The sequence below is a fragment of the Caldisericota bacterium genome, from assembly GCA_034717215.1.
Lineage (GTDB): Bacteria > Caldisericota > Caldisericia > Caldisericales > Caldisericaceae > UBA646.
Genome location: JAYELD010000010.1, coordinates 1 through 15,187, shown reverse-complemented (window position 1 = coordinate 15,187; position 15,187 = coordinate 1). Strand labels below are relative to the sequence as shown.

Genomic DNA, 15,187 nt, shown 5'->3' with positions numbered 1-15,187 from the left:
CCCACGCCACCAGAAAAAACTCGTATCGATATGATAATACTTTCGGGAGGAGGCTATCCGCATCCAGCATACCAAATGGTAAATGTAATACGGTCTAAATGTAAAAAACTTAAAGCAATTATCCCGTTGTATGCAAAAAGTGCTGCCACATTAATGGCTCTCGGAGCTGATGAAATCGTTATGGGCCCTCAATCAGAGCTTGGTCCGCTGGATATGCAGATGGAGCACCCTTTAATAGAAAATCTCAACATATCAGCCATAGAAGGATATTATCCTTTCTTGCACTTATACGAGAAAATGTCTTCAGATTTCTTTCCTCTTGCATTAAGACTTGCAACGCAAATTATAGCAACCACCGGGATAAAAAGAGAAGATGCTGTTGATATTGCGGTAAACACAACAACAAACTATATCACGCCAATTGTTTCCCAAATTAATCCAACCATCGTAAATATGTGTTACCGAGCTCTCACTACAGGAGAATCATATGCCTACAGTTTCCTCTACAAATATATGTTCAAAGATAAACCTGAGCAAGAACGCATAATGCTTTCAAAAACAACTGCACATGCATTAGTATGGGGGTTTCAAAATCATGGACAAGTAATTACACGAGACGATGCCAAATTCCTCAATCTTTACATATCTTACGGAGAAAATTACGATATTTTTAATATGATGTATGTCATAACGAAAGAAATGTTAAATATTCTTTCCACAAGTGCGACCGATAAAGCAATAAGAATAATCTCCACTGAGCAACTAAAACAATTACTTAATATTGATTCTTATCTCGGCTATATCACGTTTCTTTCATACAAGGCTTATTCACTCGTTCCTTCTCTAAAAGAATCACTTAAAAACGTTACAGATCCTAAAAAAATTTCACTTGCTTTACGGCAAGCATTAAGTCAGTCCGTAGCTATTCTTCCTCCCAATATGTCTGAAATAGAAAAAAACGATATTGCGCAAGTTTCGCTAGAACTTTTAGATAACATTTTCATCAAAAACTTCAAAGAAGAAAATGCTTTATACAGAGTCATATATAATCGCATAATCAGAGAAAAAACATTTTCCAAAAAAGTAGCAGAAATAATTGCAGGCAGGATAGTAGAGGCTGCAAAAGAATTATCAGAAACAATCGAGATAGAAATTGATAAAACACCCCCGGAGGTAATAAGTAAATATATCTTACAAATACTTGCATTCCTGCTCGTATATAATATTAGATTTTAAGTAAAAAGTAGTAAGAAAATCCCATCCCTGATTAACATAGGAGACAACTATATAAAAACTTTCTCGCCTTAAAAAAATTAAGAATATATAACTACCAGGCCCAAAGAAGAGAGTATCAGTATAATACAGGTGAATATTGCAAAGAATCTTCGGATTTGAATGACAATTCTTCCTTTTCCTACTCTCTATAATAGCTTTTTGCCTACTTTTAATTGACATATATTTTTAAAATGTTATATTCTGATTGCTATTAATAAAATCTTAAAAGGAGAATGACTCATGGAAAAAACAAAAGTAATTATTATGGGAGCAGCTGGAAGAGACTTCCATAATTTTAATGTTTACTTCAGAGATAATGAGCGGTATGACATTGTCGCTTTTACAGCAACACAAATCCCAAACATCGATGGACGAATGTATCCCACCGTACTTGCAGGTAGTCTTTACCCAAATGGCATTCCTATTCATCCAGAAACAGAGATTGTAGAACTTATTAAAAAGAACCACATAGACAAAGTTGTGTTTGCCTATAGCGATACCCCTCATGAATATGTAATGCACAAAGCATCAGAAGTAATGGCAGCCGGTGCAGATTTTTGGCTTATGGGGCCGGAGAGTACAATGGTTAAATCTAATGTACCTCTAATCTCTGTATGCGCAGTAAGGACAGGATGCGGAAAGAGTCAAACAACCAGAAAAGTGGTAAAAATACTTAGAGAAATGGGAAAAAGAGTAGTTTCAATTCGACACCCTATGCCATATGGAGACCTTTCAAAGCAAATTAGTGAAAGGTTTGCGACATACGAAGATCTTAACAAATACAAATGCACAATTGAAGAAAGAGAAGAATACGAACCGCACATTGATTTGGGTGCAATAATATATGCTGGTGTAGATTATGAAAAAATCTTAAGAGAAGCAGAAAAAGAAGCAGATATCATCATCTGGGATGGCGGAAACAATGATATACCCTTTTATCATGCAGATCTACAAATCGTTGTAGCTGATCCTTTGCGGCCAGGACATGAAGTAAAGTATTATCCCGGAGAAACAAATTTCAGAATGGCAGATGTAATTGTAATAAATAAAGAAGACACAGCCCCTATTGAAGCAATTGAAGAAATAAGGAAAAATGCAAGAGAGCTCAATCCAAAGGCAGTTCTCATTGACGCAGCATCACCTACATACGCCGAAGGTGCAGAATCAATTAAAGGAAAAAGAGTAATAGTAATAGAGGATGGTCCAACAGTCACACACGGAGGAATGAGTTACGGGGCAGGATATGTAACAGCCATGAAATGGGGAGCAAAAGAAATAATATCTCCTTATCCTTACGCTGTGGGCTCAATCAAAGCAACATATGATAAGTACAAACAGACAAGAAATGTTTTACCTGCAATGGGATACAGTCCAAATCAGACAAAAGAGCTGGAAGAAACTATTAATAAAACACCAGCAGACCTTGTCATAATCGGCACTTCAATTGACTTGAGAAGAGTTGTGAAAATCAACAAACCAGCAGTAAGAGTCACCTACGAACTTGAAGAAATTGGAAAGCCCGACCTCGAAGACATAATTAAAGAGCGGTTTGGAGACAAATAATGTCAATAAATCTCAAAGGTAGATCATTTCTAACAATTAAAGATTTTACACAAGAAGAACTCAAAGAAATTATAGATCTGGGAGAACGTCTAAAGCTTGACCATTACGAAGGAAAAGATGAAAAGCTCCTTGATGGAAAATCTATTGGTGTAATTTTTGAAAAACCCTCCACCCGCACAAGAATCTCCTTTGCAGTTGCAATCTTTGAGCTTGGTGCCCAGGCACTTATCCTGGACACATCAAATATGCAATTAAAACGAGGGGAAACAGTAGCAGACACAGGAAAAGTTCTTTCTAGATACCTGCACGGTGTTGTAGCAAGAGTTTATTCACATAAAACACTTGAGGAGTTAAGGAATCACGGAACAGTACCCGTAATAAATGCTCTATCAGATTTTTCACATCCATGTCAAATTATGGGCGATCTCCTTACTATTAAAGAAAAAAAGAACAAGCTAGAGAAGATAAAAATTGCCTATCTGGGCGATGGGAATAATGTATGCCATTCCCTTCTTTTTGGTGCAACAAAATTTGGCATGAACATTACAGTCGCTACCCCAAAAGGATACGAACCCAAAAAAGATGTTCTAAAAGATGCAAAACAGTTTGCAAAAGAATCAGACGGCTCTGTTCTTATCACAAATAATGCTGAAAAAGCAGCAAAAGATGTGGATGTCATCTATACTGATGTATGGGCATCAATGGGAGATGAGGCACAGCACAGTAAGCGAGTAAAAATAATGAAACCATACCAAATAAATGATTCACTCGTTTCAAAGGCTAAAAAAGATGTCATCGTAATGCACTGTTTGCCTGCCCACAGAGGAGAAGAAATCACCGATTCAGTGATTGATGGAATTCACTCTGTTGTTTTTGACCAAGCAGAAAACAGGTTACATATCCAAAAAGCAATTCTTACACTGTTAATATAATAAAAGGGGCTTTTGCCCCTTTTATTTTTCAATTAAATTTTTACTCTTAAGACTCCTCGACAACAGAAAGCACTTTCTTTAAGAACATTTCTTCCGGTAAAGCACCTTCAAACTGTACTTTCTCATTTATTACTACTTTTGGGACAGAATAAACATTATATTTTTTAGACAGTTCGGGAAATTCATTGGCTTCAATCATTGCCGCCTTTATCAGTTTGTTTTCCATCGCAAGCTGATGTGCAGTTTGTACAGCTTTAGGACAATGCGGACAAGTTGGAGTAATAAAAACAAGAATCTCGACAGGAACTTTTATATTCCGAACTGTCTCTTTCGATGCCGGAGAAAGTTGCGTTGTTCCCTGAGAAACATTTACAATATCCTCCAGTAAACTTGAAAATTCATGCCCTGATGGAATCCCATAAAAAATAATGTTCTTATCACTATTTTTTCCTTGGAGAAATAGTGCACTAATTTCCTTTACCCCGTATTCTTTTTCTTTGTCTTTGTCATCTTTATAAACAGTCAATTTTATCTTATCCGAGATCTCTGAAACTTCTTTAATAATTTCTTCCGTATACTGAAAATATTGACTGTTAGCAACTGTAACTTTGTCCGAACCCTCATTTTCTAAAAACAATACAAGCTCCACTGGATCTACAAGGCTTTTGTCAAACAACTCCTTGATGTACTGTACATCTTGTTTCTTTAATAATTTTTCCACTTCTTCACCTCTCCATCAATTTTATATAATTTTCCGCTGAAAATTCAGCAATTGCCCCATCTCCTGCCGCTGTAATAACCTGTCGTAAAGGTGTATCTCTCACATCACCTACAGCAAAGATGCCAGGCACAGACGTCTCTCTATTGTGATTCGTTTTTATAAATCCTCTTTCATTCAATTCTACAATTCCTCTAACTATTTTGCTATTTGGCACCGTTCCTATGGCAGCAAATATGCCATTTACTTTTAAAACTTTTTTTCCCTTTGTTTTAACATTTTCAATTTCCAATCCCTCTACCATTTCGTCGCCAATAACATGAGAAGGAATAGAATCCCACTGAAACACTATTTTATGATTTGCAAAAACCTCTTCCCGAAGAGCCTTTACAGCGCGTAATTCTCTTCGCCTATGCACGATGATTACTTTATTTGCAAATCGCGTAAGATGCAAAGCATCAGTAATTGCCGTATCACCACCACCTACAATTGCAACATCCTTTCCTCTAAAAAAAGCTGCATCACAAGTTGCACAATATGATACACCCTTTCCTCTAAACTTTTCTTCTTCAGGAACAGGAAGTTTTACAGGATCTGCACCAGTAGAAATAATTATTGTCTTTGTTCTGTATCTTTTGTTTCCTGCCGTCGTTACGACGAACAGCTTATCTTCCTTGCTAATTTTTATTCCCTCTTCCGTTACAATTCTTGCACCGAATCGAACGGCCTGTTTTTCCATTCTTTCTACAAGCTCGGTTCCACTTATCCCACCAGTAAATCCAGGATAATTATCAATCCGCTCGCTTACGGCAATTTGTCCACCTGGAGAAAGTTTTTCAAGAATTATCACATTTAGACCGCTTCTTCCTGCGTAAATACCTGCAGTAAGCCCGCCAGGCCCTGCCCCTAGAATCATCATATCCCATAACATATCCGGTATTACCTCTACTTGTTTCTCTACCACAGGATTAGTGAAAAATTCATCCATAATGCCTCCTTTTTTCAATAAATTATAACTAGAGCAGTATAGTTTATTTTTTTACTTTGTCAAGACTTAAGCGTTCTTTTTAGACGAGACGAAATTTCTTGCCAGATTCTTTCGATATTATAAAATTTTCTTGTATCTTCCGTCATTATATGAATTATAAAATCACCATAATCCATAACAATCCATTTACCTTCTCCTCCGCCTTCCTCGTTAAGTAGATTAATTTTCTTTTCTTTAAGCCTCTTTTCTAATTCCTCTTCAATTGCTTTTGCATGTTCGCTTGCTCCTGCAGTACAAATAATGAAAAAATTTGTTAAGGTAGTCATTTTAGTAACATCCACTACTTTAATCTCATTACCCTTTTTTTCATCAATTACTTCTGTAATAAAATCTAACACTTTTTTGTTCTTCAAATTGCCTCCTTTTTTCTTAATTATACTACAGGTCGTATTTTAAAAAAATATAAGATTATGCTATACTGCATTGAAGAATAACATTATAATTTAAAAATTCAAACATATTCCTAAGTTGAGGACGGCAACTGTATGATAGAAGAAATATTAAAAAAATTAAAGGATACAGAGGGAGTGCTTGCCATAGTACTTACAAATAAAAAGGGAAGTTTGTTGTACAACATTTCCAAACTGGATATCGCCCCGAAGATACTTTCCGGTCTAACCGTATCACTTACGGGTTTATCAGATGAAATTTTACAAGAGTTAAAAATGGGAAAACTCAAAAATACCACACTAAATGGAACTATAGGTAGGCTCATTATATCGTCCTTAAATAATGGAAATATCCTCTTTGTTGGTATAGAAAACACAGAAAATAGAGAATTCATAGAATCTGTCCTTTCAAGCACAATAGAGGATTTAAATAAAATAAACTATTAAAAGGAGCACAAAATATGGATAACTTTTATCTCACAACTGCCATTTACTATGTAAATGATAAACCACATATAGGGTCCGTGTCCGAAGCTATATCGGCAGATATTATTGCAAGGTTTAGAAGACTTGAGGGTAAGGATGTGTTTTTTTCCACCGGCACAGATGAACACGCCCAAAAAATTGAAGACCGTGCTAAAAAAGAAGGTATTGATCCACAACTCTTCGTAAATAAAGCAAGTAAAACATGGAAAGATCTATTCAATATATTTGGCATTTCCTATATAAGATTCATAAGGACAAGCGATGCTGATCATATAAAGATAGTCGAGCATTTTTTCCAGACACTGTACAATAAAGGAGACATATACCTCGGAGAATATAAGGGCTGGTACTGTGCAAGAGATGCCATGTTCCTGAAAGACTCAGATTTAAAGAATGGGAAGTGTCCAATCTGTGGAGAAAAAGTACAAAAAATAAACGAAACAAATTATTTCTTTCGCCTAAGCAAATATGAAAAACCACTACTTAAGTATTATGAAGAACACAAGGATTTTCTGCGCCCAGAATCTCGATACAACGAAGTAATAAATGTAATAAAATCAGGGCTTCAAGATATTTCAGTCTCAAGAAAATCTTTCAAATTCGGCACGCCTGTGCCATTTGACAAAAACCATACCATTTATGTCTGGTTTGACGCATTACTAAATTATCTTACATCTATCGATTTTTTAAAAGATGAAGAAAAATTCAATAAATATTGGCCTGCAGATCTACACCTGGTAGGAAAAGATATCACGCGCTTTCACGGAATAATATGGCCTGCTATGCTTATGAGCTATGGATTACCTCTCCCAAAGGAAATATTTGCCCACGGCTTCTGGAACCTGGAAGGAGAAAAAATGTCTAAATCAAAAGGCAACGTAATCAATCCCGTAGATTTTGTAAAAGAATTTTCAAAAAAAGCAAGAATAGACATCGAAACAGCTGTTGATGCTACACGTTTCTATCTTTCAAAAGAGATACCTTTTGGGTTAGATGGCAATTTTACAATGGATACTTTCTATAGGCGATACAATTCTGATCTCGCCAATGATTTTGGAAATTTAATTAATAGAACTACTACAATGCTATATAAATATGAAGACGGGATAGTCCCTGAAGAAATAGTAAGAGATGAAAAAATAATAAACTTTATTAACGAACAAGAAAAGATATACATAAAAGAAATGGACAAATACAATTTTTCCCAGGCTCTAGATGCCGTTTGGAATATAATTAACGCACTAAATAATTACATTCAAACAAAAGCTCCATGGAAACTGAAAGACAATCAAGACGTGCTTTCATCCATACTTTATACGTTACTTGAAGGAATAAGACACATTACCATACTCCTTACACCATTTATACCGTTTACAACAAAAAAAATATTAAAAACATTTCAGGACGATTCTATAAGTATAAAAAAAATGGGATGGGGGCAATTAAAAACTGGTATTAAAGTAGAAAAATTACCCCCAATCTTTCCCCGGTTAAAGAAAGAAACAGCAGACGAAGAAAATGTTGAGGAAGAAAATTTTATTTCGTACGAAGATTTTGCAAAACTTGATCTGAGAGTAGCACAAATTATTGCAGCAGAAAAGATACAAGAGTCGCAAAAACTCATAAAACTCCGTATTTCGCTCGGAGACGAGGAAAGAACGATTGTGGGGGGGATCGCCCTGCACTATGAACCGGAACAATTGATCGGGAAAAAAATTATTATTGTAAAAAACCTAAAACCAAGAAAACTTATGGATGTTACTTCTTACGGAATGTTGTTAGCTGCAAGTGACGAAAATAATCTTTCGCTTCTTATCCTTGATAAAGAGATGAAAGAAGGATCAAAGATTAGTTAATGTATATAGACTCTCATGCCCATCTGCTAAAAAAAGAATATGGCAATAACTTAAAATTTGTCATTGAGGATAGTGAAAAAACATTATTTGCTGTAAATAATATAGCATACAACATGAAAAGCTCAAGAGAAGTAGTATCCCTCTCTCAAAATAACCCTCTATTTGGCAGTGTCGGAATACATCCTTATGATGCATTCCCCATTGATAAACCATCTGAAGAAGAACTTGCTACCCTCGCATCCTATAAAAAAATTATTGCAATTGGAGAAATAGGATTAGATTATTTTAGAAATATCACAAGTTTCTCCTTACAAAAAAAGATATTTAAAAAACAAATCATCATTGCTAAATCTCTAAACATGCCGTTCATAGTACATTCAAGAAATGCGTTTGATGACACGATTTCAATAATTACAAGTGTGGGCTACTTGAACGGCGTGTTTCATTCATTTGACTACGGCCCAAAAGAAGCAAAAAAAGTTATTGATCTTGGCATGTACATATCATTCTCTGGCATGCTTACATTTAAAAAGAGAGAGAATTTAAGGGAAGCAGCAAAAATAGTACCAATCAATAAAGTTCTGTTAGAAACAGATTCTCCATATCTTGCCCCTGTGCCTGAGAGAGGCAAAAAAAACTTACCTATTTTTGTAAAATACATCTATGCGGAATTTGCAAATTTAAGAAACATTTCACAAGACGAGTTACAATGTATAATTGTTAAAAACTTTAAAAATATTTTCCAGAAAAGCAAAAAAATATTAATGAAAAAGGAGGCATTGTGTTTAAAATCTTAAAACACCAAAAATTAGGCCCTAAAATGCAACTTATGAAATTAGATGCACCTTTTGTCGCAAAAAAAGCAGAAGCTGGCCAATTTGTGATTATACGCGTCTACGAAAAAGGAGAAAGAATCCCTCTAACCATCGCTGATTTTAATAGAGAAAAAGGCACAATTACTATAGTATTTCAAGAAATTGGAAAATCAACACACTTTCTTGCTACTAAACAAGCAGGTGGCTACATCTCGGATGTATTAGGCCCTTTGGGAAATCCCACAGATATAGAATATTTTGGGAATGTCATCTGCATTGGCGGAGGTATAGGAGTTGCGCCAGTTTATCCACTTTCAAGAAAGTTGAAACAAAAAGGTAATAAAGTAACATCTATTATAGGCTATCGTTCAAAAAATTATGTATTCTGGGAAGACGAAATGAAAAATGCATCTAATAAAGTCCTTCTCGCAACAAATGACGGAACTTACGGAGAAAAAGGGTTTGTCACTGATATACTGAAAAAACTTATGGATGAAGAGAAGCAAATTGATAGGATATTTGCTATTGGGCCAGCTATAATGATGAAAGCAGTTGCAAATATGACAAAAGAAAGGGGAATAAAAACAATCATAAGTCTAAATTCAATAATGGTTTGTGGTATGGGAATGTGCGGTGCATGCAGAGTAACCGTCGAAGGTAAAACAAAATTTACCTGTGCAGATGGTCCTGATTTTGATGCACATCTCGTAGATTTTGATATACTAATGAAGCGTCTAAATACATATAAGGATGAGGAAAAAATCTCCTTTGAAAAATGGAAAGCGGAGGTAGACTACTATGAAGAATCTTAATAAAAAACAAGTACCAATGCAAGAACAATCTGCAAAAGAAAGAAAAAACAACTTCAACGAAGTTCCTTTAGGATATTCAAAAAAAGAAGCTTTGTTAGAATCTTCACGTTGTTTACAATGCCCCACACATCCTTGTATTGAAGGTTGTCCTGTACATATAAATATACCAAACTTTATAAAAGCAATAAAAGAAGATAATGTACAACTTGCTATTGATATTATTCATGAATCCGATTCTCTTCCCGCAGTAACTGGCAGGGTATGTCCTCAGGAAGATCAATGCCAAGCTGTTTGCATAATGGGAAAAGCTGGAGATCCTATTGCAATTGGAAGACTGGAACGGTACGCAGCTGATTGGGATCTGCAAAATCGGAAGGAAGGAAAAATTAAATTACCAGCAAAAGGAAAGTTAAATAACAAAAACGTTGCTATTGTAGGATCCGGGCCTTCAGGTCTTGCTTGCGCTGGAGACCTTGTTAAAAAAGGTTATAACGTCACTGTATTTGAAGGATTCCACAAAACTGGAGGGGTACTTATTTACGGAATACCTGAATTCCGTTTACCTAAATCAATCGTCCAGGAAGAAATCAATATGTTAAACAAACTCGGCATAAAAATTACAACAGATGTACTTATTGGAAGAACAATGACTATTCCATCTCTCTTAAAAGATGGGTTTAGTGCAGTATTTATAGGAGCTGGCGCAGGATTACCAAGCTTTATGCATATTCCAGGGGAAAATCTAGCCGGGGTTTATTCAGCCAATGAATTTCTTACAAGAGTCAACTTAATGAAAGCATATAAGTTTCCACAATATGATACACCAATAAAAATAGCTAAAAGAGTTGCCGTGATTGGTGGAGGTAATGTTGCAATGGACTCAGCAAGAACCGCTCTTCGCTTAGGAGCTGAGCATGTTTCCCTTATCTATAGGCGCTCCAGAAAAGAAATGCCGGCAAGAAATGAAGAAATACTTCATGCAGAAGAAGAAGGAATAGATTTCAGACTTCTTACAAACCCTATACGCTACATTGGCAATGAAAAAGGATTTGTCAAATCTGTCGAATGCATAAAGATGCAACTTGGTGAAAAAGATAAATCCGGAAGAAGAAGACCTGTTCCTATAGATGACTCTAAGTTTACGCTGGATATGGATCAGATAATTGTAGCCATAGGAACAACACCTAATCCTATTATTCCAAGGACAACAGCAGGATTAAAAACAGGACGTCATGGAGTAATATGGGCTGACGAAGACGGAGCAACTAATATAAAAGGAATATTTGCAGGAGGAGATATCGTAACAGGTGCTGCAACAGTCATTACCGCAATGGGTGCAGGCAGATTAGCTGCAGCTTCAATTAATAAATACTTGAAAGGTAATATATAAAAATGGAAGAGGCACTTTTATACGAGATGCTTTCAAATAGCAAAGTGCAGTGTAATCTGTGCCATTTTCGCTGCATAATTCCTGAAAACAAAGCAGGTATTTGTAAGGTACGGATAAACAATAGAGGTAAACTTTACACAATACTTGACTCGTATGCTTCCTCTGTTCAGGTAGACCCAATTGAGAAAAAACCACTTTTCCACTTCCATCCCGGGACAAATGCACTCTCTCTTGGCACCTGGGGTTGCAACTTTCGCTGCAGAGGATGCCAAAATTACGATACTTCACGCTTTTACCCAGCAGAAAAAAACATTAAAGATATCAGTGAAGAGATTAGCCCCAAAAAAGCAATTGAACTTGCAAAATCATATGGAGCAAAAGGCATTGCATGGACATACAATGAACCTACAATCTGGTTTGAATACACGCTAGAAACAGCCAAACTTGCAAAAAAAGAAGGGCTTTACACTGTCTACGTAACAAATGGCTCCATAACAAAAAGAGGATTAGACCTAATAGGCCCGTATCTCGATGCCTTCAGCGTAGACATAAAAGCATTCTCTAACGAAAACTATAGAAAGATCACCCCAATTTTTGATTGGCATAAAATATTAGATACGATCGTCTATGCAAAAACTAAGTGGAATATTCATATCGAAGTAGTTACAAACATTATACCAACCATCAATGATAGTGCCGAAGAAATGCAAAAACTTGCAAAATGGATAAAAAATAACCTTGGCAAAGAAACACCCTGGCATATAACAAGGTTTTTCCCATATCTTGAGCTTTCCCATATTCCTCCGACTTCTATTAAAAAACTTGAAGAATTACACGATGTTGGGCTGAAAGAAGGCCTTAGCTTTGTATATGCAGGAAATATATTAGGGCATCCTTACGAAGACACATACTGCCCGCAATGCAAAAGAAGGGTTATAAGTAGGCGCGGATTTAGTATTACCGAAAACAACGTGCACAATGGTAAATGTGATTTTTGTGGAAAGGAATTAAATATCATTGAATAAAAAAAGAAATATAATCACAATAGCGGGATGGATTTTTGTTATATGTCTTATTATTTTCAGTTTTATTAACAAAGCAGAAAAACCTCCTGCAACAGCTGAATTATACACAATGAATACAATCGTGGACATAAAAATATATGGTGATAATAAAGAGGTAATTTTAAAAGAAGTCATTAAAAAAATAGAAGAAATAAACAGCTACATAGACGGTTTTTCTCCCAATTCGGACATCTGCAAAATAAATGAAAATGCAGGTATAAAAAATGTAACCGTGCATCCCGAAACAGTTGCAATAATAGAAAAAGCAATAGAACTTGCACATAACACCAATGGAGCGTTCAATCCTCTAGTCACACCTCTATCACAAATATGGGGATTTAGAGACAAAAATTATAGAATCCCATCTGAAAAAGAGATCGAAGATGCTTTAAATCTCACTGACTATAACGACATAATAATAAGCAAGAATATTGTTTTTTTAAAAAAAGCGGGAGAAGCCTTGGATTTAGGAGGTATTGCAAAAGGATATACTTTAGATTGCTTAAAAGAAATTTTAGATAAAATGAATGGAGAAAGAGCTCTTATCAACATTGGAGGGAATATTTTACTCTACGGAACTCTTCCAGGCAAACAGTGGAAAATTGGCGTAAAAAACCCAAGAGAAGACGGAATCATCGGTACTCTAAATATTGAAGGAACTAAATTTATTTCTACTTCCGGCGATTATGAACGTTTTTTCATTAAAAACAACAAAAGATACTGTCATCTTATAAATCCATTTAATGGACACCCGGCAGATAAAATCTTTTCAGTTACAATTGTATCAGACAAAGGATACTATGGTGATGCACTTTCTACTGCTTTTTTTATAATAGGAAAAAATGAGGCATTGCAAAATGCAAAAAAATTTAACGTTGATATTGCAGTAATTGACAGTGATTTGAACGTGTTCTGCAGCGAAGAATTAAAAGATTCTCTTATACTTGAAAATGGAAAAGGGTGACAAGCTTCTTGCTTTAATCCTTGTAATAATTTTTATATTTGCAATTGGGCAATATACTTTTGTAAGCATAAGTAAGGCAAAAAAAACAATCGTTATAAGAAGTGATGGAGAAATAGTGCAGCAAATACCGCTAAATGAAACAACAGAAATAATAACCACAATAAAAAGCAAAGAGGGAACGATTACTATGCAAGTAAAAAACGGAAAAGTGCATATTATTGAGTCTACTTGTCACGACGAACTGTGCATAAAGCAAGGATGGGTCAGTAAAGTTGGTGAAAGTATAGTTTGCTTGCCTAACCGCATATCAATTTCCATCGTAGGAGAAGAAAAAAATGAAATCGACTCGATCACATATTAAATTAAAAGAACTCATTTATCTATCCATTCTCATTGCGCTAGGTATTGTATTAAATCTGATAGAACCACCTATATCACCAATACCAGGTGCTAAACTGGGGCTTGCAAACATTGTAATACTGCTCACATTACTTTTCTTTGGAGAAAGCGAAGCAATTATAGTTGCACTACTCAGAGCTATACTCTCGGCATTTTTTAAAGGAATGCTTCATCCTATTCCTCTCTTTACAAGTGTAGGTGGTAGTATAATGGCGGCTATTGCTATGATACTAGTTTATAACCTGTACAGAAAACATTTTAGCATAGTAGGCATAAGTATAATAGGGGGAATAGTAAACAATTTAGCCCAGTTTTTTATTATACTATATATCACGAAAAATAGTGCTCTCTGGTACTATTTACCAATTCTTCTTTTTTTGGGAGGAATAAGCGGGTGGGCTATTGGATTAATTACTAAAATACTTTATACTAAAACGAAAACGGTGGTAAAAAATGGATCGTAAGAGATTTTGGTCAATGATGCTGTATATAACCATTGGTGCAATATTGGGAACAATATTAGGCATAGGGCTAGGAAAGGTTTTTCCAATGTTAAATAACGCTGTTTCATTCGGATTTTCACCTTTTACTTTAAATCTCGTAATAATGGATATCACTTTTGGAATTACCTTTTATCTAAACATTGGCACCGTCGTTGGTGTAATATTATTTTTATACCTCTTCCTGGTAATATGAAATTTATACTCGCATCAGCGTCACCCAGGCGAATTAATCTTCTTCAGAAATGGCGATTTGACTTTGTTCCAGTTGATTCACAATATAACGAAAAATTTTTTGCTTACAGTCCTTCAGTAACTGCCATGCTAAATGCATACAATAAAGCATTTACCACACATAAAAAATATAAAAATAGTATCGTTGTAGGAGCCGATACCATAGTAGTAATAGATAATAAAATCCTTGGAAAACCAAAAAGTAAAAATGAATTAAAAAAAATGCTTCAACTTCTTTCAGAAAAAGTGCACCGCGTAATCACTGGAATTGCAGTTATTAAAAAAGAAAAATTTATGATAAACTTTATAGAGACAAAAGTGAAATTTAAAAAATTGTCTTGTAGTGAAATTAAAACATACATTGCTACAGGAGAAGGATTAGATAAAGCAGGTGGCTATGCTATTCAGGGAGCTGCTTCGAGTTTTGTGGAGGGCATAGATGGCCCAATAGATAATGTAATAGGTATTCCAATAAATCTTTTAAAAAAATTATTAAAAAATTAGAGAGGTGAAAAATGGGATTTTTTAACAAAGAACTGGCTATTGATTTAGGTACCGCAAACACTGTTGTTTATATGAAAAATAAAGGTATTGTGCTAAGAGAACCGTCAATTATTGCACTAAATGCAAAAAACAAAGTTGTTGCTGTAGGAGAAGAAGCCAAACGAATGGCAGGAAGAACCCCATTTGTAATAAAAGTAATACGTCCATTACGTGATGGCGTTATTGCAGATTTTGATGT

General features: G+C 35.2%; 18 protein-coding genes. 15 read left to right on the top strand and 3 right to left on the bottom strand.

Going from position 1 to position 15,187, the window contains the following annotated elements; genetic code table 11:
* The 3 genes from U9Q18_00430 to argF form a co-directional block, all read left to right on the top strand.
* A partial coding sequence (locus U9Q18_00430; protein MEA3312825.1) for a hypothetical protein occupies positions 1–1,236 on the top strand: 1,236 nt, incomplete at its 5' end.
* 279 nt (positions 1,237–1,515) lie between these two features.
* The gene (locus tag U9Q18_00425) at positions 1,516–2,838 is read left to right on the top strand and encodes a cyclic 2,3-diphosphoglycerate synthase (protein ID MEA3312824.1); all 1,323 of its coding nucleotides are present in this window, start codon (positions 1,516–1,518) and stop codon (positions 2,836–2,838) included.
* Positions 2,838–3,770 carry an ornithine carbamoyltransferase gene (gene argF / locus U9Q18_00420; GenBank protein ID MEA3312823.1) on the top strand — a complete coding sequence of 311 codons (933 nt, stop codon included), beginning with the start codon at positions 2,838–2,840 and terminating at the stop codon, positions 3,768–3,770. The genes U9Q18_00425 and argF overlap by 1 nt, the downstream gene beginning before the upstream one ends.
* A gap of 46 nt (positions 3,771–3,816) precedes the next feature.
* On the opposite strand, the gene U9Q18_00415 is transcribed toward argF, so the two are convergent.
* From U9Q18_00415 to rsfS, 3 genes are read right to left on the bottom strand one after another with little or no spacing between them, the layout of a single operon-like run.
* Positions 3,817–4,491 carry a thioredoxin family protein gene (locus U9Q18_00415; GenBank protein ID MEA3312822.1) on the bottom strand — a complete coding sequence of 225 codons (675 nt, stop codon included), beginning with the start codon at positions 4,489–4,491 and terminating at the stop codon, positions 3,817–3,819.
* Between the two features lie 4 nt (positions 4,492–4,495).
* Positions 4,496–5,476, bottom strand: coding sequence for a thioredoxin-disulfide reductase (trxB, locus tag U9Q18_00410; protein MEA3312821.1), 981 nt, complete (start codon positions 5,474–5,476; stop codon positions 4,496–4,498).
* Positions 5,477–5,535: 59 nt separating this feature from the next.
* Positions 5,536–5,889: a ribosome silencing factor gene (gene rsfS / locus U9Q18_00405; protein ID MEA3312820.1), complete on the bottom strand. Its 354-nt coding sequence runs from the start codon at positions 5,887–5,889 to the stop codon at positions 5,536–5,538.
* A gap of 132 nt (positions 5,890–6,021) precedes the next feature.
* Between rsfS and U9Q18_00400 the strand changes: the two genes are divergently transcribed.
* The 12 genes from U9Q18_00400 to U9Q18_00345 form a co-directional block, all read left to right on the top strand.
* On the top strand, positions 6,022–6,372 hold the full coding sequence (locus U9Q18_00400; GenBank protein MEA3312819.1) for a roadblock/LC7 domain-containing protein: 351 nt from the start codon (positions 6,022–6,024) through the stop codon (positions 6,370–6,372).
* 14 nt (positions 6,373–6,386) lie between these two features.
* Entirely contained in the window at positions 6,387–8,267 is a 1,881-nt protein-coding gene (metG, locus tag U9Q18_00395; GenBank protein ID MEA3312818.1) for a methionine--tRNA ligase, read from the top strand.
* Positions 8,267–9,064: a TatD family hydrolase gene (locus U9Q18_00390; protein MEA3312817.1), complete on the top strand. Its 798-nt coding sequence runs from the start codon at positions 8,267–8,269 to the stop codon at positions 9,062–9,064. The genes metG and U9Q18_00390 overlap by 1 nt, the downstream gene beginning before the upstream one ends.
* Positions 9,049–9,894 carry a sulfide/dihydroorotate dehydrogenase-like FAD/NAD-binding protein gene (locus tag U9Q18_00385; protein MEA3312816.1) on the top strand — a complete coding sequence of 282 codons (846 nt, stop codon included), beginning with the start codon at positions 9,049–9,051 and terminating at the stop codon, positions 9,892–9,894. The genes U9Q18_00390 and U9Q18_00385 overlap by 16 nt, the downstream gene beginning before the upstream one ends.
* On the top strand, positions 9,881–11,284 hold the full coding sequence (gltA, locus tag U9Q18_00380) for an NADPH-dependent glutamate synthase (protein ID MEA3312815.1): 1,404 nt from the start codon (positions 9,881–9,883) through the stop codon (positions 11,282–11,284). Before U9Q18_00385 ends, gltA begins: the two co-directional genes overlap by 14 nt.
* Positions 11,285–11,286: 2 nt before the next feature.
* Positions 11,287–12,309, top strand: a complete 1,023-nt coding sequence (amrS, locus tag U9Q18_00375) for an AmmeMemoRadiSam system radical SAM enzyme (protein MEA3312814.1) — start codon at positions 11,287–11,289, stop codon at positions 12,307–12,309.
* Positions 12,302–13,312 (top strand): FAD:protein FMN transferase, encoded by a 1,011-nt coding sequence (locus tag U9Q18_00370; GenBank protein MEA3312813.1) that lies wholly within the window; start codon positions 12,302–12,304, stop codon positions 13,310–13,312. The genes amrS and U9Q18_00370 overlap by 8 nt, the downstream gene beginning before the upstream one ends.
* The gene (locus tag U9Q18_00365; protein ID MEA3312812.1) at positions 13,299–13,673 is read left to right on the top strand and encodes a NusG domain II-containing protein; all 375 of its coding nucleotides are present in this window, start codon (positions 13,299–13,301) and stop codon (positions 13,671–13,673) included. Before U9Q18_00370 ends, U9Q18_00365 begins: the two co-directional genes overlap by 14 nt.
* Positions 13,648–14,175, top strand: a complete 528-nt coding sequence (locus U9Q18_00360; protein MEA3312811.1) for a Gx transporter family protein — start codon at positions 13,648–13,650, stop codon at positions 14,173–14,175. Before U9Q18_00365 ends, U9Q18_00360 begins: the two co-directional genes overlap by 26 nt.
* Before the next feature lie 13 nt (positions 14,176–14,188).
* On the top strand, positions 14,189–14,407 hold the full coding sequence (locus tag U9Q18_00355) for a DUF4321 domain-containing protein (GenBank protein MEA3312810.1): 219 nt from the start codon (positions 14,189–14,191) through the stop codon (positions 14,405–14,407).
* On the top strand, positions 14,404–14,949 hold the full coding sequence (locus tag U9Q18_00350) for a nucleoside triphosphate pyrophosphatase (GenBank protein MEA3312809.1): 546 nt from the start codon (positions 14,404–14,406) through the stop codon (positions 14,947–14,949). Before U9Q18_00355 ends, U9Q18_00350 begins: the two co-directional genes overlap by 4 nt.
* An 11-nt stretch (positions 14,950–14,960) precedes the next feature.
* Positions 14,961–15,187, top strand: a 227-nt coding sequence (locus U9Q18_00345) for a rod shape-determining protein (GenBank protein ID MEA3312808.1), incomplete at its 3' end; no start/stop codon positions are given.